General features: G+C 58.8%; 23 protein-coding genes, 1 tRNA gene and 1 pseudogene. 20 read left to right on the forward strand and 5 right to left on the reverse strand.

Annotated elements, in window-relative coordinates; genetic code table 11:
* Window positions 1-35: 35 nt before the first annotated feature.
* The 7 genes and pseudogenes from PMI18_RS17265 to PMI18_RS17240 all read left to right on the forward strand — a co-directional run.
* Window positions 36-596 carry a YbhB/YbcL family Raf kinase inhibitor-like protein gene (locus PMI18_RS17265; protein ID WP_007899603.1) on the forward strand — a complete coding sequence of 187 codons (561 nt, stop codon included), beginning with the start codon at window positions 36-38 and terminating at the stop codon, window positions 594-596.
* Window positions 597-683: 87 nt separating this feature from the next.
* Entirely contained in the window at window positions 684-2,420 is a 1,737-nt protein-coding gene (locus PMI18_RS17260) for a vWA domain-containing protein (protein ID WP_007899605.1), read from the forward strand.
* Between the two features lie 17 nt (window positions 2,421-2,437).
* Window positions 2,438-3,019, forward strand: a complete 582-nt coding sequence (locus tag PMI18_RS17255; protein ID WP_007899606.1) for an RNA polymerase sigma factor — start codon at window positions 2,438-2,440, stop codon at window positions 3,017-3,019.
* Window positions 3,016-3,654, forward strand: coding sequence for a hypothetical protein (locus PMI18_RS17250; protein ID WP_007899607.1), 639 nt, complete (start codon window positions 3,016-3,018; stop codon window positions 3,652-3,654). The genes PMI18_RS17255 and PMI18_RS17250 overlap by 4 nt, the downstream gene beginning before the upstream one ends.
* Before the next feature lie 21 nt (window positions 3,655-3,675).
* Entirely contained in the window at window positions 3,676-3,945 is a 270-nt protein-coding gene (locus PMI18_RS17245) for a hypothetical protein (protein ID WP_238542600.1), read from the forward strand.
* Complete coding sequence (locus tag PMI18_RS0129485) at window positions 3,942-4,313, forward strand: hypothetical protein (RefSeq protein ID WP_033036316.1); 372 nt, start codon at window positions 3,942-3,944, stop codon at window positions 4,311-4,313. The genes PMI18_RS17245 and PMI18_RS0129485 overlap by 4 nt, the downstream gene beginning before the upstream one ends.
* Window positions 4,314-4,494: 181 nt before the next feature.
* Window positions 4,495-4,677: pseudogene (locus PMI18_RS17240) on the forward strand (type II toxin-antitoxin system HicB family antitoxin); the annotation flags it as partial.
* Between the two features lie 157 nt (window positions 4,678-4,834).
* On the opposite strand, the gene PMI18_RS17235 reads toward PMI18_RS17240, so the two are convergent.
* The gene (locus tag PMI18_RS17235; RefSeq protein WP_007899610.1) at window positions 4,835-5,128 is read right to left on the reverse strand and encodes a DUF3077 domain-containing protein; all 294 of its coding nucleotides are present in this window, start codon (window positions 5,126-5,128) and stop codon (window positions 4,835-4,837) included.
* Window positions 5,129-5,403: 275 nt separating this feature from the next.
* Here PMI18_RS17235 and PMI18_RS31050 point away from each other — a divergent pair, with 275 nt between their 5' ends.
* The 3 genes from PMI18_RS31050 (at window position 5,404) to PMI18_RS30240 (ending at window position 6,433) form a co-directional block, all read left to right on the forward strand.
* A complete protein-coding gene (locus tag PMI18_RS31050; protein WP_157221670.1) occupies window positions 5,404-5,721 on the forward strand; it encodes a hypothetical protein in 318 nt (105 codons plus the stop codon).
* Between the two features lie 107 nt (window positions 5,722-5,828).
* Window positions 5,829-6,128, forward strand: a complete 300-nt coding sequence (locus PMI18_RS17230; protein WP_007899614.1) for a type II toxin-antitoxin system prevent-host-death family antitoxin — start codon at window positions 5,829-5,831, stop codon at window positions 6,126-6,128.
* Window positions 6,125-6,433: a type II toxin-antitoxin system RelE/ParE family toxin gene (locus PMI18_RS30240; protein ID WP_081499842.1), complete on the forward strand. Its 309-nt coding sequence runs from the start codon at window positions 6,125-6,127 to the stop codon at window positions 6,431-6,433. Before PMI18_RS17230 ends, PMI18_RS30240 begins: the two co-directional genes overlap by 4 nt.
* A 74-nt stretch (window positions 6,434-6,507) precedes the next feature.
* On the opposite strand, the gene PMI18_RS17225 is transcribed toward PMI18_RS30240, so the two are convergent.
* Window positions 6,508-6,584: transfer RNA gene (locus PMI18_RS17225), tRNA-Arg, on the reverse strand.
* A 347-nt stretch (window positions 6,585-6,931) separates the two neighbouring features.
* Here PMI18_RS17225 and gabD point away from each other — a divergent pair.
* From gabD to PMI18_RS17210, 3 genes are all read left to right on the forward strand, one after another.
* Complete coding sequence (gabD, locus tag PMI18_RS17220) at window positions 6,932-8,374, forward strand: NADP-dependent succinate-semialdehyde dehydrogenase (RefSeq protein ID WP_007899623.1); 1,443 nt, start codon at window positions 6,932-6,934, stop codon at window positions 8,372-8,374.
* A 179-nt stretch (window positions 8,375-8,553) separates the two neighbouring features.
* Window positions 8,554-9,831, forward strand: a complete 1,278-nt coding sequence (gene gabT / locus PMI18_RS17215) for a 4-aminobutyrate--2-oxoglutarate transaminase (RefSeq protein WP_007899625.1) — start codon at window positions 8,554-8,556, stop codon at window positions 9,829-9,831.
* Window positions 9,832-9,980: 149 nt separating this feature from the next.
* Entirely contained in the window at window positions 9,981-11,195 is a 1,215-nt protein-coding gene (locus PMI18_RS17210) for a response regulator (RefSeq protein WP_007899626.1), read from the forward strand.
* Window positions 11,196-11,308: 113 nt separating this feature from the next.
* Here PMI18_RS17210 and PMI18_RS17205 read toward each other — a convergent pair whose 3' ends face one another.
* Both PMI18_RS17205 and desA read right to left on the reverse strand, forming a co-directional pair.
* Entirely contained in the window at window positions 11,309-12,298 is a 990-nt protein-coding gene (locus PMI18_RS17205; RefSeq protein WP_007899627.1) for a GGDEF domain-containing protein, read from the reverse strand.
* Between the two features lie 308 nt (window positions 12,299-12,606).
* Window positions 12,607-13,791, reverse strand: a complete 1,185-nt coding sequence (desA, locus tag PMI18_RS17200) for a delta-9 fatty acid desaturase DesA (protein WP_007899628.1) — start codon at window positions 13,789-13,791, stop codon at window positions 12,607-12,609.
* Window positions 13,792-13,938: 147 nt separating this feature from the next.
* Between desA and dibA the strand changes: the two genes are divergently transcribed.
* From dibA to PMI18_RS17170, 6 genes are all read left to right on the forward strand, one after another.
* Window positions 13,939-15,858, forward strand: coding sequence for a phosphodiesterase DibA (gene dibA, locus PMI18_RS17195; protein ID WP_007899629.1), 1,920 nt, complete (start codon window positions 13,939-13,941; stop codon window positions 15,856-15,858).
* 247 nt (window positions 15,859-16,105) lie between these two features.
* Window positions 16,106-16,288, forward strand: coding sequence for a sulfur starvation response protein OscA (gene oscA, locus PMI18_RS17190; RefSeq protein WP_007899630.1), 183 nt, complete (start codon window positions 16,106-16,108; stop codon window positions 16,286-16,288).
* Between the two features lie 140 nt (window positions 16,289-16,428).
* Complete coding sequence (locus PMI18_RS17185) at window positions 16,429-17,442, forward strand: sulfate ABC transporter substrate-binding protein (protein ID WP_007899632.1); 1,014 nt, start codon at window positions 16,429-16,431, stop codon at window positions 17,440-17,442.
* A 224-nt stretch (window positions 17,443-17,666) separates the two neighbouring features.
* Window positions 17,667-18,485 carry a sulfate ABC transporter permease subunit CysT gene (cysT, locus tag PMI18_RS17180; protein WP_007899634.1) on the forward strand — a complete coding sequence of 273 codons (819 nt, stop codon included), beginning with the start codon at window positions 17,667-17,669 and terminating at the stop codon, window positions 18,483-18,485.
* A 12-nt stretch (window positions 18,486-18,497) separates the two neighbouring features.
* Window positions 18,498-19,367 carry a sulfate ABC transporter permease subunit CysW gene (cysW, locus tag PMI18_RS17175; protein WP_007899636.1) on the forward strand — a complete coding sequence of 290 codons (870 nt, stop codon included), beginning with the start codon at window positions 18,498-18,500 and terminating at the stop codon, window positions 19,365-19,367.
* A 3-nt stretch (window positions 19,368-19,370) separates the two neighbouring features.
* On the forward strand, window positions 19,371-20,360 hold the full coding sequence (locus PMI18_RS17170) for a sulfate/molybdate ABC transporter ATP-binding protein (RefSeq protein WP_007899637.1): 990 nt from the start codon (window positions 19,371-19,373) through the stop codon (window positions 20,358-20,360).
* Window positions 20,361-20,450: 90 nt separating this feature from the next.
* Here PMI18_RS17170 and PMI18_RS17165 read toward each other — a convergent pair whose 3' ends face one another.
* On the reverse strand, window positions 20,451-20,969 hold the full coding sequence (locus PMI18_RS17165; protein WP_007899642.1) for an Mpo1 family 2-hydroxy fatty acid dioxygenase: 519 nt from the start codon (window positions 20,967-20,969) through the stop codon (window positions 20,451-20,453).
* A gap of 85 nt (window positions 20,970-21,054) precedes the next feature.
* On the opposite strand from PMI18_RS17165, the gene PMI18_RS17160 reads away from it, so the two are divergent.
* Window positions 21,055-21,741, forward strand: coding sequence for a Crp/Fnr family transcriptional regulator (locus PMI18_RS17160; RefSeq protein WP_007899643.1), 687 nt, complete (start codon window positions 21,055-21,057; stop codon window positions 21,739-21,741).
* Window positions 21,742-21,746 lie beyond the last annotated feature (5 nt).

Below are 21,746 nucleotides of genomic sequence, written 5' to 3' on the forward strand. Positions count from 1 at the left end.
CCGACGACGGCCCCACCCGCACAAGGTGCTCCGGTATGACCCGATTGACCTCTTTGAACCCTTGGCTGGCGGCCGTTGCAGTCGCCCTTTGCGTGCAGTTTCCGGCGCAGGCCCAGGAGCGTTTCACCCTCAGCATTCCCGGTGTTTCGGACAATCGCCTGTTCACGTCGGCGGCGGCCAGCGATGCCAACGGTTGTGGCGGCAAAAACCAGTCCCCGGCCCTGAGCTGGAACGCCGGCCCCCCGGGCACCCTCAGCTACGCCATCGTCATGCACGACCCGGACGGCCAGAAAGGCCTGGGTGTCGATCACTGGATTCATTACGGGATCAAGGCCTCGACACGTCAGATCCCGGCCGGTGTCGGTGCCAAAAACGCCCTGGAAGGCGTAAGCGGCAACAACAGCAAAGGCTCCACCGGTTACATTGGCCCTTGCCCGCCCGTCGGCGACAGCTCCCATCACTACCTCATTCAGCTCTACGCCCTGGACCTGGCGCCAGACGCCTTGCCTGCCGGCCTCACCCGCGCGCAGCTGCTGGAACAGATCAAAGGCCATGTGCTGAAAAACAGCAGCGTGGTGCGACGTTATCACCGCTGAAGATTTTTCACTTCGGCTTAACCCGAACTGATCGGGCTGTCCGTCTCAGAGGATGAATGAGTCAATTTCCTCCTGAGGTCAGCCCCCATGTCCCTCCCTCTGCATTTCCTCCGCCCGGCCGCCCAGGGTTTCGCCGCCGGGTTGTTGCTGGCCGTTGCCGGTTGCGGCGTTTCATCCACGCCAGACTCTGAGACGAACAGCCCCGCAGCGGTCGCGCCACCGATTCAAGAGGCGCCGAAAACTGAAGCGTTGGTGCGCCGCGAAGCAGTCATGGCGGACACCTCGATGGCCAAGCGCCGCGCGCGACCGGCACCTTTAGTCGCGTTCGCGCCCATGCCGGCCGGTGAGGCTTATCCACAGGGCTATCGGGATGAGCAGCGGGAGCAATATCAGGCGCTGGCCGATAACCCGATTCACAGCGTGACCGAAGCACCGGTCTCGACCTTCAGTGCCGATGTCGATACCGGCGCTTATGCCAATGTCCGGCGCTTGCTCAATCAGGGGCGTTTGCCTCCCGAAGGGGCGGTACGGCTGGAAGAAATGGTCAATTACTTCCCCTACGACTACGCCTTGCCCACCGATGGCTCGCCGTTCGGCGTGACCACCGAGCTGGCGCCGTCACCCTGGAACCCGCATACCCGATTGCTGCGCATCGGCATCAAGGCATCCGATCGCGCGGTGGCGCAACTGGCCCCGGCGAACCTGGTGTTTCTGGTGGACGTGTCCGGCTCCATGGACCGTCGCGAAGGCTTGCCCATGGTCAAAAGCACGCTGAAATTGCTGGTCGATCAACTGCGCGAGCAGGACCGGGTTTCACTGGTGGTGTATGCCGGAGAATCTCGCGTGGTGCTGGAGCCGACTTCCGGACGGGAAAAAGCGAAAATTCGTACCGCCATCGATCAATTGACTGCGGGCGGCTCGACCGCTGGCGCGTCGGGTATCGAACTGGCTTATCAAATGGCCCAACAAGCGTTTATCCCCAAAGGCATCAACCGCATCCTGCTGGCCACCGACGGTGACTTCAACGTCGGCATCAGCGACTTCGACAGCCTCAAGCAAATGGCTGTGGATAAACGCAAGACCGGCGTGTCCCTGACCACCCTGGGTTTTGGTGTGGATAACTACAATGAACACCTGATGGAACAACTGGCCGACGCTGGCGACGGCAACTACGCCTACATCGACAACCTGCGCGAGGCGCGCAAAGTGCTGGTGGATCAGCTCGGTTCGACTTTGGCGGTGGTGGCGAAAAACGTGAAGCTGCAGGTGGAGTTCAACCCTACGCAGGTCAGCGAATATCGGCTGTTGGGTTATGAGAATCGCGCCTTGAAGCGTGAGGATTTCAGCAACGACAAAGTCGACGCCGGAGAAATCGGCGCAGGGCATACGGTGACGGCGTTGTATGAAATTGTCCCCAAGGGCGAGAAGGGCTGGCTGGAACCGCTGCGCTATGGCAATCCTGCGGCCGATGTTTCCGCAAAAACCGGGGAAATGGCGATGTTGCGAGTGCGTTATCAGTTGCCGGAAGGTGGGAATAGTCGCTTGATCGAGCGGCCAATCCTGAAGGGTGAGGCCGGCAAACTCTCGGCCGCCAGCGATGACCTGCGCTTTGCCGCCGCCGTCGCTGCCTTTTCCCAACAACTCAAGGACGGGCGTTATACCGGTGAGTTCAGCCTGAAGGACACCGAAGCCCTGGCCCGTGGCGCACGAGGCGATGATCAATTCGGCCTGCGCAGTGAATTCGTGCAATTGGTGGAGTTGGCGCAGAGTCTGCGAACCCCGACCGCCTCGAATCAACAGCCCAATGACAACCGGATAGAGTGAAAGAGGCCAGCGCTGACATGTCCGATTCTGAAATCAGCTCAGCCGCCAGCAGCGACGAATCGCTGCTGGCGCGCTACCGCTCGGGCGACGGGCCGGCGTTCGAAGTTTTGTACGCCCGCCATCGCCAGGGCCTTTATAGATTCCTCCTCGGCCTCAGCGGCAAGCCCGAACTGGCCGAAGAGGTGTATCAGGAAACCTGGATGAGCCTGATCCGCAGCACCAGTCAGCCACAAGGTCGGGCGAACTTTCGTACCTGGCTCTACCAGATTGCCCGCAACCGACTGATCGATCACTGGCGCAAGCACGGAATCCACAACCCCTTGCACGACAGCTATGACGAGCAAACCCATGCACTGATCGATGACGCGGCGGACCCCGAACAACTGCTAAGCCTGAGCCGCGACGGTCAACGCCTCGAAACCGCCCTGCAAACCCTGCCCGCCGACCAGCGCGAAGTGTTCCTGCTGCGCGCCCACGGCGACCTCGACCTGCCGCAGATCGCCACCCTTACCGAAACACCGCTGGAAACCGTTAAAAGCCGCTTGCGCTACGCCCAGCAAAAACTGCGTCGGCTGCTGGCCGAGGAGGTACTGACATGACTGACGCCCGACAAACACCGCCATCGCCCGACGATGAAGTGCTCAAGCATTTTCGCGATCACAGCAGCGGCGAACCACCGGCGCATCTCGACGCCTTCATCCTCGCCACGGCCCATCGCGAAGCCCCCGCGCCGAAGCCGAACCTGTGGCAGCGCTGGCTTCGCGCTTGCCAGCAACCCCGTTGGCAAGTGGCATTCGCCAGCCTCGTTGGCGTGGCCCTGATGCTGGCGCTGGTACAGCGCACGCCGGAACAACTGCCGAGTTATGACTTCGCCCCCGCGCCCAAAGCGTCCGCACCGCTCTCCAAACAGGAAGCCGCTGAAGTGGATGAACCCGTTGCTCGCTCCCAGGCTGCACCGGCCGGCGCAATGTCCATGCCCGCACCGGCTGCGCCAATGGCGGAATTTTCTGCGCCGTTGCAGCGCGAGTCGATCAACAGCGAAATGGCTGACGAAGCCAAAGTCAGCAAACGCGCCGCCGCGCCGGCCAAGTCATTGGATGATCAATTACGTGAAGTGATACGCCTGCAAGAAGCCGGTCAGACACAAACCGCCGAGGCGCTGATGACGACACTGCACAAGCGCTTTCCCAAGGAAAATCTTGCGGAAAAACTCAAGGATTTGCAGAAGAAATGAGGTGAACAGCGGTCGGCAAATTTGGCATCGACACCCGAAAGCGCGCACTATCGGCCCATAGCCGATGCGTTGGAGGATGCCGTGGCACAAAAAATCGACCGCATCGCCCAAATGCTCAACTGCCCGGTGAAGGGGGAGGAATTGCGGCGGGCAGTGACTGAGAGTCGTAAGGAGTTTCTGCTGGCGAAGCAGGCAGAAGAAGCGCTTGAGGAAGACGTTCTTGATGATGAAGTGGTCGAGGACGAAGAAGACGATGATGACTACGACGAGTTTGACTGGACGACAGAATGAAAAAACCGCTTTGGCGGTTTTTTGCCATTAAAGAAACGCGGTTTGATCTGGAGTCCATCAAGGTGCGTTTATGCGTGTTTTACGCAACAGGTTTAGGGGGAGCGCTAGCAGCAATGTCGCCGACTACCCAAGAAGCTACCCAAGAACTACCCAAGAAACTACCCAAGAAATGGTTTGTTACGGCGATGATCATTGGTAGTGATGCAGCTGACCTGACGCGAGGCAGTGATTTTAACTGTCAAGTTTTCCTTGACGGTTGCCTCTTCCTTGACTGGACCACCAGTGCCTACCGGCGGTTGACGAGAAGTCCTCAACCCTTAGAATCGCCCACAACACGGCCCCTGTCGGTTGATGCGCTTCGGTGCTGAGACTGCTCAGGGGTTTTTTGTTGCCTGGAATTTTTCCGCCTTACCAATCGTGGCGGGTCCGGGGTACGCTTTGAGCTGAACGGTGTGTCGGCCTCTTTCACCGATCACACCCGGACAAGAAAGCAAAGCCCTACCAGGTTCGTGATGCGCGGGCTTTCCCTGAACAAGCAGGAGTCACGGCATGAACGTAATGAATTACAAAGGCTATGCCGCTCGAATTGAATACAGCGAGGAAGATGGCCTGTTTGTCGGCCATATCGCTGGTATTAGAGATGTCGTTGGGTTTCATGGCGAGTCAGTACAGGAGCTTCGAAATGCTTTTGAAGAGGCCGTTACTGATTATCTGGATACTTGCGCCAAGCTCTGACTAACACCGGGCGCATGCTTGACCACTGCTATTGCACGGCTATGCAGTTGCATGAGAGGTAGGCGCCAGAGCTCAGCATCAACACGCCTCCGCTCACATCTGGCAGTTTTGGAGGCCCCGAAAAATCGGGGCGCATTTCAAGGGTGAGTTGCCGCTACTCTGCGGTTTGTGGCGTCGCCGCCTGCGGTGGTTGCGTCAAAACTTTCACCACATCATCAATCACTGCCTTACCCATCGCAGTCAGATAATGCGCGGCCCACGCGTGGCGGTCGGTGTCTTTCGCGTAAGCAGCATCCTCAGCAAACGACTTGGCCAAGAACAACAGGTCGGACGCCTGCGCCAATGCTTTGCTAATAGGCACCCCAGCGCTGACATGAAACAGCGGATCGTCTGCACAGTAGAGGCAGGGCGTGTAGCCGATGGTTTTTGCTTCTGAGTGTTCAGTCATTTGCCACCTCCATTGACGGAGGTGCGGTGGGGGCGCGATTCGAAATCGCGGTGAGGGATAAGCCTAATTTCGTACGGATTTATATTGCGCATGGTCTAGCTCCTTGACGAGGAACTGCCACTTTTTCGTTACCAAGCGAATGGGTGGCAGCTGTGCGCAGGTTGGTAAACCGGGAGTCAAGGAATCCGGCACGCCCGAAGACGTCCCACGCACAGCCGCCATAACTCAAAATTGCGGGCATAAAAAAACGCCTGCAAATCTGAATGAGGGCGCTGTTGCGCTTAACTCTCGGGTTACCAAGCCCGGTCGCTGAATTGGCAGCGACGGCGGAAGGGTATCGTGCAGGCTTATCTCCTGCAACCTTCGAAAGTCGTAAGGATTTTCTGCTGAATCGGTCGGAAGAAAATAACATCGATGATCCAAGGCCAATCGCGACGCACCCGACTGGGTATGATCGTCATTTGACGGTCATTTGCTTGAAGAAGGCACTGGGAGCAGGCATCAACTGGCCAAGGCGCGATTTCAGTCGCCTTTACTCGCGCCGTTCATTTGCCGGTCATTTGACTGGCTATCTGGATTTAACGACAGAATAGAAATTCCGTTTTATTGTGGAACACATGGCTCCGGTCAGTTGCATGTTGACCGTTGCTCAGTTAATCGAACACTATAAGGTACTATTTTGTGTACCTTTGGAGGCCTCATGGAGCAATTACTCGCGAGTCGGTCGGTTAGTATTACCGAGCTGAAACGCAGCCCGAGTACTGTGATTGAGCAAGCAGGCTCAGAGCCAGTTGCCGTTCTCAACCACAATCGCCCTGCGGCCTACCTTTTACCGCACGCCACTTATCAACAGCTACTTGATCGATTACAAGCCGCAGAAATACGTGAAGCTATTGCAGCCAGCCGCAATGACCCACGCCCGGCTATTGCAGCCGATACGGTGTTTGCTGAGCTTGATGCGCTCATTGATGAGGTCGAAGCGGAGCAGAAACGCCCATGAGACAACTGCTTTTCTCCGCACTGGCACGAGAGGATCTGCAGCAAATCGCCCGCTACATTGCCCGTGACAATCCCGGCCGAGCTCGGACTTTTGTTGGTGAGTTGCGAGTGTGCTGTGCACGGCTGGTTGATCAGCCAAATCAAGGTATTTCCCGAGATGACTGTGCCAGAGGGTTGCGAATGATTTCCCACGGCCGATATTTGATCTTTTACAGTCTTTTAGAGGGCGATGTTCAGATTGAGCGTGTCCTGCATACCGCTAGAGACATTGGGCGCTTGTTTGAATCAGTCAGCACTGATCACTAGACCCAAACATTAAAAATGCTGACCCACAAAAAAGCCCCAGACCCTAAGATCTGAGGCTTTCTCGTTTCTACATATGGTGCACCAGGCGGGATTCGAACCCACGACCCCTGCCTTCGGAGGGCAGTACTCTATCCAGCTGAGCTACTGGTGCGATGCGGGCGCCATGATACTCATATGCGCTGCGGGCGTCCATGCTGCTGAATCGTCTGCCTTTTTCAAAAGCGTAACCTGCGTTTGCTACGCTGATCTGAAAAAATAGGCAAATGCGGCGTTTTCGTTCTTTTTTTCGAACAGCCTATTGTCCTTTACCCCCTTTGATCCTAGGATTCGTTTGAGATTTCAAACGCTCTTGTCTGGGTGCTGAACCGCACGAGTTCGATTTGTGCGCTATTTATGTGCTTCAGCCCGGTGAATGATTTCCCTGACGGCAGCCTATAAGGCGCCTTTCTACAATCATAATTCGCTCCGCCTCGCGCGGTGCTGTTAAGGAAAGCCGACATGCAGCTTAAAGACACCCAGTTGTTCCGCCAGCAAGCCTTTATCGATGGCGCTTGGGTCGATGCGGACAACGGTCAGACGATCAAGGTCAATAACCCGGCAACGGGCGAAATTCTGGGCACAGTGCCGAAAATGGGCGCTGCCGAAACCCGCCGTGCGATCGAAGCCGCTGACAGAGCGCTGCCGGCCTGGCGTGGCCTGACCGCCAAGGAGCGCGCGAACAAGTTGCGTCGTTGGTTCGAGCTGATCATCGAGAACCAGGACGACCTGGCTCGCCTGATGACTCTGGAGCAAGGCAAGCCATTGGCTGAAGCCAAGGGCGAGATCGTTTACGCCGCTTCCTTTATCGAGTGGTTCGCTGAAGAAGCCAAGCGTGTCTACGGTGATGTGATTCCGGGCCACCAGCCAGACAAGCGCCTGATCGTGATCAAGCAGCCGATCGGCGTGACCGCTGCGATTACTCCGTGGAACTTCCCGGCCGCGATGATCACCCGTAAAGCCGGCCCGGCCCTGGCCGCCGGTTGCACCATGGTGCTCAAGCCGGCTTCGCAAACGCCTTTCTCGGCGTTCGCCCTGGCTGAACTGGCCCAACGTGCCGGTATTCCGAACGGTGTGTTCAGTGTGGTGACCGGCAGTGCTGGCGATATCGGCAGCGAGCTGACCGGCAACCCGATCGTGCGCAAACTGTCGTTCACCGGTTCGACCGAAATCGGCCGTCAGTTGATGACCGAGTGCGCCAAGGACATCAAGAAAGTCTCTCTGGAATTGGGCGGCAACGCTCCGTTCATCGTGTTCGACGACGCGGACCTGGATAAGGCCGTCGAAGGCGCGATCATTTCCAAGTACCGCAACAATGGCCAGACCTGCGTCTGCGCCAACCGTCTGTACATTCAGGATTCGGTCTACGACGCGTTCGCCGAAAAACTGAAAGTGGCCGTGGCCAAGCTCAAGATCGGTAACGGTCTGGAAGACGGCACCACCACTGGTCCGCTGATCGACGAAAAAGCCGTGGCCAAGGTGCAAGAGCACATTGCTGACGCCGTCGGCAAAGGCGCTACCGTGTTGGCGGGTGGCAAGAGCATGCAAGGCAACTTCTTCGAGCCGACCATCCTGACCAACGTGCCGAACAACGCTGCCGTGGCCAAGGAAGAAACCTTCGGTCCATTGGCGCCACTGTTCCGCTTCAAAGACGAAGCCGATGTGATCGCGATGTCCAACGACACCGAGTTCGGTCTGGCCTCGTACTTCTATGCTCGTGACCTGGGCCGTGTGTTCCGTGTGGCTGAAGCCCTGGAATACGGCATGGTCGGCGTCAACACCGGGTTGATCTCCAACGAAGTCGCGCCGTTCGGCGGCATCAAGGCGTCGGGCCTGGGCCGTGAAGGCTCCAAGTACGGCATTGAAGATTACCTGGAAATCAAATACCTCTGCCTGGGCATCTAAGGCAAGGCATTGCTTCAAGCGCAAAGGGCACGAGAGCGCTGTCCCTTTGCGCGCTTCAAACGGAATTTTCTCTGTGGCCGGGAAAGCTGTGGCAGTCGATCATCGCATGCTGCCGTAGTTGCCTCCCCGCCGCATTTTCCTTGAACCACGCCGCCCGATGAGCGGTGAATGAGGACACTATGAGCAAGACTAACGCATCCCTGATGAAACGCCGCGAAGCTGCTGTACCGCGCGGTGTTGGCCAGATTCACCCGATCTTCGCCGAGTCCGCGAAGAACGCCACCGTGACCGACGTTGAAGGTCGCGAGTTCATCGACTTCGCCGGCGGTATCGCCGTGCTGAACACCGGTCACGTGCACCCGAAAATCATCGCCGCCGTGACCGAGCAGCTGAACAAGCTGACCCACACCTGCTTCCAGGTACTGGCTTACGAGCCGTACGTGGAAGTGTGCGAAAAAATCAACGCCAAGGTGCCGGGTGATTTCGCCAAGAAAACCCTGCTGGTAACCACCGGCTCCGAAGCCGTGGAAAACTCCATCAAGATCGCCCGCGCCGCCACTGGCCGTGCCGGTGTGATCGCGTTCACCGGCGCTTACCACGGTCGCACCATGATGACCCTGGGCCTGACCGGTAAAGTCGTGCCTTACTCGGCCGGCATGGGCCTGATGCCAGGCGGCATCTTCCGCGCGCTGTACCCGAACGAATTGCACGGTGTGAGCATCGACGATTCGATCGCCAGCATCGAACGCATCTTCAAGAACGACGCTGAGCCGCGTGACATCGCTGCCATCATCATCGAGCCGGTTCAGGGTGAAGGCGGTTTCTACGTTGCGCCTAAAGAGTTCATGAAGCGTCTGCGCGCCCTGTGCGACCAGCACGGCATTCTGTTGATCGCTGACGAAGTGCAGACTGGCGCTGGCCGTACCGGCACTTTCTTCGCCATGGAACAGATGGGCGTTGCTGCCGACCTGACCACCTTCGCCAAATCCATCGCTGGCGGTTTCCCGCTGGCCGGTGTGTGCGGCAAGGCCGAATACATGGACGCTATCGCTCCAGGCGGCTTGGGCGGCACTTACGCCGGTAGCCCGATCGCTTGCGCCGCGGCCCTGGCCGTGATGGAAGTGTTCGAAGAAGAGCACCTGCTGGATCGCTGCAAAGCGGTTGGCGAGCGTCTGGTGACTGGCCTGAAAGCCATCCAGGCCAAGTACCCGGTCATCGGCGAAGTGCGTGCCCTGGGCGCGATGATCGCGGTCGAGCTGTTCGTCGACGGCGACAGCCACAAGCCGAACGCTGCTGCTGTGGCATCGGTTGTAGCCAAGGCGCGTGACAAGGGCCTGATCCTGCTGTCGTGCGGCACCTACGGCAACGTTCTGCGCGTACTGGTACCGCTGACCTCGCCGGACGAGCAACTGGACAAAGGCTTGGCGATCATCGAAGAGTGCTTCTCTGAGCTGTGATCCGAGTGCTCTGATTCATTTGTGATCTGATCGACAAAAAACCCGCTTCGGCGGGTTTTTTGATGCCGCTTGAAACACATCAGGGGCAATTGAACTGTATCGAATAGCCATCATTGACTAAGGTGCAAGCATTGCCGTTGGAGTGTGCGATGACTGCTGTGGTGTTACCCGCTGTACCGTGTGTGCTGATTGCCGAGGCCGACCCTTGGTCTCGCGATCTGCTCAAGCAGGTGTTGTTGAATGTGCGCTGCGACGCGCGGCTGGACCTGTGTGCCGATGGCCAGGAGGCACTGAACCTGTTGGCGGAAAATCCTTACGATCTGGTGATCGTTGACTGGGAGTTGCCTGGCGTCGATGGCCTGAACGTCTTGCGCAGTGTCCGTCAGCGCAAACGTAATCCGCCGCAGCCCTTCATTCTGATGAGCAGCCGCAACGACAGCACCAGCGTGCATGAAGTCTTGCCCTTGGCGCCCACGGCGTACCTGACCAAACCCTTGAACATGGAAAACCTGACCCAGCGCCTGCAGGATTTGTTGCTGAACGCCGATGAACAGGTGTCGTGCGAGGTGCCGTCGCTGGCGCCGGGCATGACCTTGTCGGTGTACCTGGAGCGGCGTCGCGAACTGGCGGACGGTGCGCCGTTGATGACTGACGTGCAGGTGGCGATCAAGCGTAGCCTCAACCCCAATGGCCTTGATCTGACACGGCTGGAAGACGAGATTCGCACCGATCCGCAAATCACCGCTGTCTTGATCGCCGCCGCCAACAGCGCGGCCCAGCATCATGGCGCCGCCGTGCAAACCCTGGCCCAGGCGCTGCATCGTCTTGGCACCGGGCAAAGCATGAACCTGATCCTGGGCCTCGCCCTCAAGCGCAGTGCCCGGCTCAGCGATCCGCAGCTGGCGGACTATGCCGAGCGTTATTGGGAGTTGTCGCTGCACACCGCCGAATACGCGCGGACGCTGGCGCGCTTGCTGGATCTGGATCAGGAGCGCTGTTATTGCGCGGGCATGCTGCATCGCCTCGGCGATCTGGCCTTGCTGCGCTGTTTGCAGGAGTGGAAGCAGGCCGGCGGTGAGCTGGATGAATGGGAGGAAGTCGGCGATGCCCTGGCCGAATTCGGCGCGGCCTATGGTTCGGCGCTACGGACCCGCTGGCGTCTGCCCCTGGAACTACGAGAGCTGATTGCGGCGGTTTACCAGCTCGGTGGCGGGGTTTACTCCCGCGAAGCGCTGGTGATGAACATGGCCGCCCAGTTGGCGCGCTTGACCGAGCATGAGGGGATCGAAGCGTTGTCCAAGAGCCGCACAGCGCGGTTGCTCAAGATCGGATTGCCGGAATTGATGCGTTTGCGCAAAAAATAAGCTTTATGCAAAACCTGTAGGAGCGAGGCTTGCCCGCGAAGAAGTCACCACGGTGGGTCAGTAAAACCGCGGTGACCCCTTCGCGGGCAAGCCTCGCTCCTACAAAAATAAAATCAGCCAGAAATGATGCGGTTCTTGCCCTGGCGCTTGGCCTGGTACATCGCAGCATCGGCGCGGGCGAACAGGCTGTCGATGCTTTCATCCTCGGGCGTGAGGCTGGTCAGGCCCTGGCTGACGGTGATGCCGAACGTCTGGTCGTCGTGGCTGAAGCTTAACCGCTGAATTTCCCGTTGCAGGCGCTCGGCCACCTGCATGGCCATGTCCGGTGCACAACCGGGAAACACCGCCGCGAATTCCTCACCGCCGATCCGTCCGAACAGATCACCACGCCGCAGGGCCGCGCGACCGCTCTCGGCGATGCGTTGCAGCACCTTGTCGCCTTCCTGATGGCCGTAGGTGTCATTGACCACTTTGAAGTCATCGATGTCCAGCAGCAGGAACGCCATTGGCGCACCGTTCAACCGCGCCTCCTCGAATTCGCGATGGGCGCATTCGAAGAAGTGCCGGCGGTTGCTGCTTTGGGTCAATGCGTCGGTGCTGGCCAGATGTTGCAGCTGGGCTTGCATCTGCTTTTTTTCGGTGATGTCTTCGGCAATGCCGACGATGATTACCGGTTGGCCCGGCTCGGCCTGACGGTTGATGAAGCACTTGTCGCTGAGCCAACGCATTTGGCCGTCGGCGGCGATGATGCGGTACTCGCGGTCTTCAACGGCGCCTTTGACCAGTACTTGCGCCAGGCTGCGCTCGGCGTAGTCCAGATCGTCGGGATAGACGCTGTCGCGCCAGTGGTTGTAGTCGGACAGCAACAGGCCGGCGGGGCGGCCGAAAATCCGCTCATAGGCCGGGCTGACGTAGAGCACCTGACGGGTTTCCCAGTTGAATGCCCAAAGCACGGCGTTGACGCTGACCAGCAGCGAGCTGAACAGCTGTTCGCGTTCGCTCAGGCGTGCCACTTCGCCCTGGGCATGCATCAGCGCCATCAGGGTTTGCGCGGCCTCGGGCCACTGTGGAAGGGATGTGTCTTGTAGGCTTTTATTAACCATCGGCACAAATCTCAAAGGGCGTGCCGCTATGTCGACAGCGGCCAAGAACAAAGCCCGCCTGGATGGCGAAGTGTCTTTGAGATAGGGGATTTGGAGCGAAGTTCCCGCCTTGGGTGGCGAGAGAGCATGCTCCCGCCGGGCGGTTAAAACACGTCGCTGGTTTGCGATGGCTTCGCCGTCAAGCGGGTGGGGGGGCAAGCCCGGAGGGCGGATCGGATACGTAGGAGCCAGGCTTGCCGGCAAAGGCGTCTTTAAGAGCGCCTTCGCCGGCAAGCCTGGCTCCTACGAAAAGCCTCTTCTGTGGAGGATCAGGCGTTGGCAGGGCGCAGGGAGTAGGTTTTCAACTGGTCGGCGAAGTCGCGCAGGGATTGAATTCCGCTGGCCTCGGCCTCGTGTACCCAATCCTTGATGGCGGCCAGCATGTCGTGACCATTTGAGCTGGTCTTGACCCAGATCTGCTGCAAGGCCAGGCGTTTTTCGTAAATTACCTTCAGCGCCTGGCTGTGCTCGAGCATGGTCTGGATGCGCATATGGTGTTTGTCGTCCAGCAGGCTGGTTTCCCGCGAGAGCAAACGCTTGGCCCGGTGGAACTGGTGGCGGACCGAGTGATCGACTTTTTCCAGCTCTTGCTTGACCAGCGGCGCGATCACCAGCTTGCGGTACTGGGCCATGATCTGGAAGCGGTTGTTGAGGATCGCCATGGCGGTGTCCATGTCCAGGCTGCCTTTGCCTTCAACGCGGTGGGCGATGGGTGCAACCCGCTGGACCTTGGCCAGACGCAGGAAGCTGAAGACCTGGATCCAGGCCCAGCCGAGGTCGAACTCCCATTTCTTCACCGACAGTTTGGCGGAGTTAGGGTAGGTGTGATGGTTGTTATGCAGTTCTTCGCCGCCGATCAGGATGCCCCAGGGCACCAGATTAGTGGCCGCATCGCGGCATTCGAAGTTGCGGTAGCCGATGGCATGGCCCAGGCCATTGACCACGCCTGCGGCCCACACCGGGATCCACATCATCTGGATGGCCCAGATGGTGATGCCAATGGTGCCGAACAGCAGCAGGTCGATGACGCCCATGATCGCCACGCCCAATAGCGGAAAGCGGCTGTAAAGGTTGCGTTCGATCCAGTCTTCGGGGCAGTTCTTGCCGTAGATGCGCAGGGTCTCAGGGTTTTCCGCTTCGGCGCGGTACAGCTCGGCGCCTTTGCGCAGAACGGTGGACAGACCCTTGATGACCGGGCTGTGCGGGTCATCGACGGTTTCGCATTTGGCGTGATGCTTGCGGTGGATGGCGGTCCACTCGCGGGTGTTCTGCGCCGTGGTCAACCACAGCCAGAAGCGGAAAAAATGTTTCAGGCCAGCATTGAGCTCAAGCGAGCGATGGGCTGAATAGCGATGCAGATAAACCGTGACGCCGACGATCGTCACGTGGGTCATCAGTAGGGTGACTGCCACCAGTGACCAGGGCGATAAGCCAAGAAAACCTTCGTACCACATAGCCTATAGGACCCTCGATAAAGAAAAAAACAGCCGTTGCATTATCACTTAGCCCACAGATAAAACCAGTCGCCCTTTCAGATAAGAGTGGCTGGATGTGTCTTTAATCTATAATTCCAGCCTTTTTGTAGGGACATGGACGCTCTAATGTCAGCCACCTATCGCGATGCTTTGCGTGCAGCGCTGCTCTATCTGGTGCTTTCCGTAGCCTGGCTCCAGTTTAGTGGTTATTTATTGAACAGGTTCTTCGATAGTTCCACCGACCTGCTGCGCTGGCAGCTGATCAACGGTTATGCCTGGGTGGCGTTCAGTGCCGGGCTGATCTTCATAGCGCGGGCGCGATTGTTTCGCTGCCTGGGTGTCGGCGCCAAATTGCGCGAGCGCAATGCAGACAGGGAACGTTTGCGTCAGGCGGCAGCGGTGTTCGATTGCACCTGTGAAGGGGTGCTGGTCACTAATAGCAATGGGTTGATCGTCCATGTGAACCGGGCGTTCATGGAAATCACCGGCTACCAGCGCGAGGAAGTGCTGGGGCAGCGACCGAACATGTTCAAGTCGGGTCATCACTCGCCGGGTTTCTACCAGGCGATGTTCGCGGCACTCGATAGCCTTGGTGAGTGGAGCGGGGAAATCTGGAATCGCCGTAAAAACGGCGAGATCTACCCGCAATGGCAGACGATCCGCGTCATTCGCGACGATCAGGGGCGGCTTAGCCAGTACGTTGCGGTGTTTTCCGACATCAGCGCGATCAAGAACTCCGAGTATGAATTGACGCATCTGGCCCATCACGATCCGTTGACCGATCTGCCCAATCGCCTTCTACTAACCGACCGTGCCGGGCAGGCCGTGGCCTCGGCGCAGGTCCACAAGAGCGGTTGCGCGTTGCTGATGATCGACCTCGATCATTTCAAGTTGATCAATGACAGTCTCGGTCACAGTGTCGGTGACCAACTGCTCAAGGCTGTGGCTGAGCGCCTGAATGCGTTGTTCGGCCCGGGCAACACACTGGCGCGGCTCAGCGGCGACGAATTTGCGGTACTGACTGAAAACTGCCCGCAACCGGGACATGCCGCGGCGCTGGCTCAGCGAGTCATCGATGGCCTTAAGGAACCGTTCCAGATCGACGGGCATCCGCTATTTATCAACGCCAGCATCGGCATCAGCCTGTTTCCAAGCGATGCCTTGAGTGCCGAGCAACTGTTGCGCAACGCCGACTCGGCGCTGTTCAAGGCCAAGAGCGCTGGCCGCGACGGCTATGCCCTCTACACCGAAGAATTGACCGCGCACGCTCAGCAGCGCGTCGAGATCGCATTCCAATTGCGCCGAGCGCTGGAGCAACAGCAATTGCGGGTTTATTACCAGCCCGTGCATGACCTCAAAACCAGTCGCCTGATCGGCGTCGAGGCTCTGGTGCGCTGGGAGCATCCGCAACGTGGGTTGGTGTCGCCGGCTGAATTCATCCCCATCGCCGAACGCACCGGGCTGATTGCCGAGATCGATGCCTGGATCATGCGTCAGGCCTGCCAGCAGATGTGCCAGTGGCAAGCGGCGGGCGTGGTGTTGTCGTTTGTCGCGGTGAACGTTTCTTCTCGCCTGTTCGCCCGACGCGAGTTATATCAGCAGGTGGCTCAGGTGCTGCACGACACCGGGCTGGATCCGGCGTATCTGGAGCTGGAAGTCACCGAAAGCGCGGTGATGGAAGACCCGGAAGTGGCGCTGGAGCAGATGCATCGCTTGCGCGAGTTGGGCGTGCGGCTGGCCATCGATGATTTCGGCACGGGCTATTCATCGTTGCTGCGGCTCAAGCGTTTGCCGGTGCAAAAGCTCAAGATCGATCAGGGGTTTGTCGCAGGCTTGCCGGGTGATGAGGATGACGCGGCGATCGCGCGGGTAATCATTGCGCTGGCGCAGAGCATGGGGATGCAAGTGCATGCCGAGGGGATCGAGCAGGTCGAGCAGGCGAGTTTCCTGTTCGAGCATGACTGCGATTTGGGGCAGGGGTACTGGTTTGGGCGGCCAGTGCCGGCGGCGTCATTGGATTGGGCTCGGGCGCCAACGATTGGATGAGCGCCTGATGATCGTTCCCACGCTCTGCGTGGTAATGCATCCAGTGACGCTCTGCGTCACCTCTCGATCAGGGACGCAGAGCGTCCCGGGCGGCATTCCCACGCGGAGCATGGGAATGATCAGTCTTCTAGTTATATAAACATTCTTAAATAGTCTTTTTAAGAATATCCGCGCCTATCTACTATTGCCCCTACGCCGTAAGCAGTGCCCGCCACTGCCAGGCATATCTCATTAAAGGAGCAGCACCATGAGCGCATCCCTACGTAGTGTTGACGGGCAGGACGAAGCCACCATTTTGCGTGAGATCCAAAGCGCCTTGCGCGATCTGCGCTTTGGCGCGGTGGAAATCACCGTGCATAACGCCCAGGTGGTTCAGATCGAACGCAAAGAGAAATTCCGTTTGCAGAGCCCGGGCAATAAACCGAGCTAAAACGAAAGATCAAAAGATCGCAGCCTTCGGCAGCTCCTACGCGCCTGTGGGCGCCGCCGAAGGCTGCGATCTTCGAACAGGCAACCCGTTCCAGACCATAAGAAAAAGCCAACACATCAAGAATTCCAGGAGCTTTCACCATGTCGTCGATTCGTCATTTTGCTTTGGCCGCCCTGGCCAGTGCCCTTTTTGCTGGTTCCGCGGTTGCCAAGGATTACGAGCTGCTCAACGTGTCGTATGACCCGACCCGTGAGCTGTACCAGGAGTACAACGCCGAGTTCATCAACTTCTGGAAAAAGGACCACGCTGGCGACAACGTGAAAATCCAGCAGTCCCACGGTGGCTCGGGCAAGCAGGGCCGAGCGGTGATCGACGGTCTGCGGGCCGACGTGGTGACCCTGGCCCTGGCCGGTGATATCGACGAAATCGCCAAGCTCGGCAAGAGCCTGCCGGCCGACTGGCAGAAGCGCCTTCCGGAAGCGAGCACGCCTTACACCTCGACCATCGTGTTCCTGGTGCGCAAGGGCAACCCGAAAGGCATCAAGGACTGGGGCGACCTGACCAAAAACGGCGTGGAAGTCATCACCCCGAACCCGAAAACCTCCGGCGGCGCACGCTGGAACTTCCTCGCGGCCTGGGCTTATGGCCTGAAAGCCAACGGTGGTAACGAAGCCAAGGCCAAAGAGTACGTGCAGACCCTGTTCAAACACGTGCCTGTGCTGGACACCGGTGCTCGCGGCTCGACCATCACCTTCGTCAACAACGGTCAGGGCGACGTGTTGCTGGCCTGGGAAAACGAGGCCTTCCTGGCGTTGAAAGAAGACGGCGGCGCCGACAAGTTCGACATCGTTGTACCGTCGCTGTCGATCCTTGCCGAACCACCGGTGGCCGTGGTCGACAAGAACGCCGAGAAAAAGGGCAACACCGATATTGCTGAGGCGTATCTCAAGCACCTGTACAGCCCGGCCGGCCAGGAAATCGCGGCGAAAAACTTCTATCGTCCACGTGACAAAGAGGTGGCCGCCAAGTACGCCAAACAGTTCCCGACACTGGAGCTGGTGACCATCGACAAGGACTTTGGCGGCTGGAAAACCGCGCAACCGAAATTCTTCAATGACGGTGGCGTGTTCGACCAGATTTATCAGGCGCAGTAACCTGAAATAGATCTGCCAACGGTCAGTGAGGAGGCAACTTGTGGGAGCGAGCCTGCTCGCGATGACGGCGGTACATTCAGCATAAATGTTGGCTGACCCGCCGCTATCGCGAGCAGGCTCGCTCCCACAGGGGCTGCAGTGTCCAAATCCTTAACTGGCTGATATTGGCTAACAGGCCCCGATTTCACCGTCGGGGCTTAGCGCGTTCTCAACCAAGGACTTTTATGTCGCGTCGTATCTCCCCCGTCATACCCGGCTTCGGGCTGACGCTGGGCTACACCTTGGTGTACCTCAGCTTGATTGTGCTCATTCCACTGGCGGCGATGTTCGTGCATGCCGCTCAACTCACCTGGGACCAGTTCTGGGCGATTATCTCGGCGCCACGGGTGCTGGCGGCGTTGAAGCTCAGCTTCGGCACCGCGCTCTATGCCGCAATCATCAACGGCATCATCGGCACGCTGCTGGCCTGGGTGCTGGTGCGCTATACCTTCCCTGGGCGCAAAGTCATCGATGCAATGATCGACTTACCCTTCGCATTGCCCACCGCCGTGGCCGGTATCGCGCTGACCGCGCTATACGCGCCCAATGGTTGGGTGGGTCAGTTTGCAGCGGACCTGGGTTTCAAGATCGCGTATACCCCCCTCGGCATCACCCTTGCCCTCACTTTTGTGACACTTCCATTCGTAGTACGTACCGTACAGCCAGTATTGGCCGATATCCCGCGTGAAGTGGAAGAAGCGGCGGCGTGCCTCGGTGCAAAACCGCTACAGGTTTTCCGCCATATTCTGGTGCCCGCGCTGCTGCCCGCGTGGTTGACCGGTTTCGCGTTGGCCTTTGCCCGCGGGGTCGGCGAGTACGGTTCGGTGATTTTCATCGCCGGCAACATGCCGATGAAAACCGAGATCCTGCCGCTGCTGATCATGGTCAAACTCGACCAGTACGATTACACCGGCGCCACGTCCATTGGTGTACTGATGCTGGTGGTTTCCTTCGTCCTGTTGCTGCTGATCAACTTGCTGCAACGACGCATCGAAACCCCATAAGGAGGCGCAAAAATGTCCCAATCGTCTATTGCTGCTGCTTCCTCGAACGCCGCCCGCCGTGGCAGTGCTTCATCGCGGCGAATCCTGATCGGCCTTGGCTGGCTGGTGTTCGCCCTGTTCCTGTTGCTGCCGCTGGTGATCGTGGTGTCTCAGGGCCTGAAGCTCGGAATCGGTGCGTTCTTCACCGCGATCTTCGAGCCAGACGCCTTGTCGGCGTTGAAACTCACCGTGATCGCGGTGCTGATTTCGGTGCCGCTGAACCTGGTGTTCGGTGTCAGCGCGGCGTGGTGCGTGAGCAAATACTCGTTCCGTGGCAAGAGCATGCTGGTGACCCTGATCGACCTGCCGTTCTCGGTGTCGCCGGTGATTGCCGGTCTGGTCTATGTATTGATGTTCGGCGCCCAGGGCCTGTTCGGCCCGTGGTTGCAGGATCACGACATCCAGATCGTCTTCGCCTTGCCGGGCATCGTGTTGGCGACGATTTTCGTCACCGTGCCGTTCGTGGCCCGTGAACTGATCCCGCTGATGCAGGAACAAGGCACTCAGGAGGAAGAGGCCGCGCGCCTGCTCGGCGCCAATGGCTGGCAGATGTTCTGGCACGTCACCGTGCCCAATATCAAATGGGGCCTGATCTATGGCGTGGTGCTGTGTACGGCCCGGGCCATGGGTGAGTTCGGTGCGGTGTCGGTGGTTTCCGGGCACATTCGCGGGGTGACCAACACCCTGCCGTTGCACGTCGAGATCCTCTACAACGAATACAACCACGTGGCCGCGTTCGCCGTGGCGAGCCTGTTGCTGATCCTGGCGCTCTTCATCCTGCTGCTCAAGCAGTGGAGCGAAAACCGTATTAACCGCCTGCGCGCCAGCGCCGCGGAGGAATAAGTCATGTCGATCGAAGTGCGTAACGTCAGCAAGAACTTCCACGCGTTCAAGGCGCTGGACAACATCAGCCTGGACATTCAAAGCGGCGAGCTGGTGGCGCTGCTCGGCCCGTCCGGCTGCGGCAAGACCACACTGTTGCGAATCATCGCCGGCCTGGAAACCCCGGACCAGGGCAACATCGTGTTCCATGGCGAAGACGTCTCCGGCCACGACGTGCGTGATCGCAATGTCGGTTTCGTGTTCCAGCACTACGCCTTGTTCCGCCACATGACGGTGTTCGACAACGTCGCGTTCGGCCTGCGCATGAAGCCGAAAAACCAGCGCCCGAATGAAAGCCAGATCGCGGTAAAAGTCCACGAACTGCTGAACATGGTGCAGCTGGATTGGTTGGCCGATCGCTACCCGGAACAACTCTCCGGCGGCCAGCGTCAACGCATTGCGTTGGCTCGTGCCTTGGCGGTGGAACCGAAAGTTTTGCTGCTCGACGAACCCTTCGGTGCGCTGGATGCCAAGGTCCGTAAAGAGCTGCGTCGCTGGCTCGCACGGCTGCACGAAGACATCAACCTGACCTCGGTGTTCGTGACCCACGACCAGGAAGAGGCGATGGAAGTCGCCGATCGTATCGTGGTGATGAACAAGGGCGTGATCGAGCAGATCGGCTCACCGGGTGACGTCTACGAAAACCCGGCCAGCGATTTTGTCTATCACTTCCTTGGCGACTCGAACCGTCTGCATTTGGGCGAAGACCGGCACGTGCTGTTCCGTCCTCACGAAGTGTCGCTGTCGCGTCATGAACTGGAAGACCACCACGCCGCTGAAGTGCGCGATATTCGTCCACTGGGCGCGACTACGCGGGTGACGCTGAAGGTAGAAGGCCAGAGCGAGCTGATCGAGGCTGAAGTGGTGAAAGACCACGACAGCCTGGTCGGATTGGCCAAGGGCGAGACGCTGTTCTTCAAGCCCAAGGTCTGGCAGAAAGTCGCCAACATTTAAGGGCAAAAGCATCGCGGGCAAGCTCGCTCCCACAGTGATTTGTGTCGTTCACAAATCCCCTGTGGGAGCGAGCCTGCTCGCGATGGCGTCTTACGTCGCTGCGTTTTTCTGACGCAAACGCACAGTACCCACTCGCGCCTCGATCTGCTCTTTCAGCTCATGCCGCATCCCGAGCAAAAACGCCAACTCAACCACCACAAACAACGGCCCGACAATCAACCCCGTCACATCATCGACAAACGCCGGTTTGCGCCCTTCGTAATGGTGCCCGACAAACTGAATCGCCCACCCCACCACAAACATCCCGATGCCGCTGGCGAGCCAGACCAGCGTACTTTGCTGCGCGAGAACCTGACCTGCCCAAATGCACAGACCGAGCAACACGGTCATCAACACCCCAAGACGAATCTCCAGACGCAGGTAAAACCACGCCGACGCCATCGCGACCAGCACCGCCGGCGAAATCCAGCCTGCGCCCCATTGCGGCCGTGACAGCAGCACCGCGACCGCCACGACGATCAGCGGAATACCCACGAAGTGGCTGGCAATGTTGCGCGGGTCACGGTGGTAGGCGGCGTATTGACTGAGATGGTCAACGAGGCTTTTCATTGTTATTCCTCCTGTAGGGTGATGGATGATGCCCCGGGTTTCATCTCTCGCTCTGTCAGCCAGGCGACAATCTCCAGGAGTTTTCATGGACATGCAGGTTTGGCGTTCGCGCCTGGATACGGGGCAGTGGTTCAGTCGTTTACCTGTTCCCTTACAGGATAGTTTGCTGGCTGCGGCCCGGGTTCGGCGTCTGCCGTCGGGGCAACTGCTATTCAAACGCGGTGATCCGCCGTGCGGGCTGTATGCGGTGCTCGAAGGTTCGGTGCGCATTGGCGCGGTGAGCGAGCAGGGTAAGGAAGCGCTGCTGAGCCTGGTGGAAGCACCGCACTGGTTCGGCGAAATCTGCCTGTTCGATGGCCAGCCGCGAACCCACGATGCCTATGCCGTTGGCCAGTGCATCCTGTTGCACATTGCGCAGGCGACGCTGTTGAAGTTGCTCGACCAACAACCGCTTTACTGGCGGCAACTGGCGTTACTGATGAGTCATAAACTGCGCCTGACCTTCATCAACCTCGAACAGCTGAGCCTGATGCCAGCCCCGGCACGCTTGGCTCATCGCTTGCTGATGATCGCCGAGGGTTACGGTGAAATCGACCCGCCGCGCCGTGTTCTGCAACTGCCTCAGGAGCAACTGGCGTCGATGCTGTCGCTGTCGCGCCAGACCACCAACCAGCTCCTCAAGGATTTGCAGGGGCAAGGGATTCTGGATCTCAAGTATGGCGAGATCGAGATTCTGGACGCCGAGCGGTTGCGGGCGTTGGCGATCTTTTAAAACCT

Source organism: Pseudomonas sp. GM102, from assembly GCF_000282555.1.
Taxonomy (GTDB): Bacteria; Pseudomonadota; Gammaproteobacteria; order Pseudomonadales; family Pseudomonadaceae; genus Aquipseudomonas.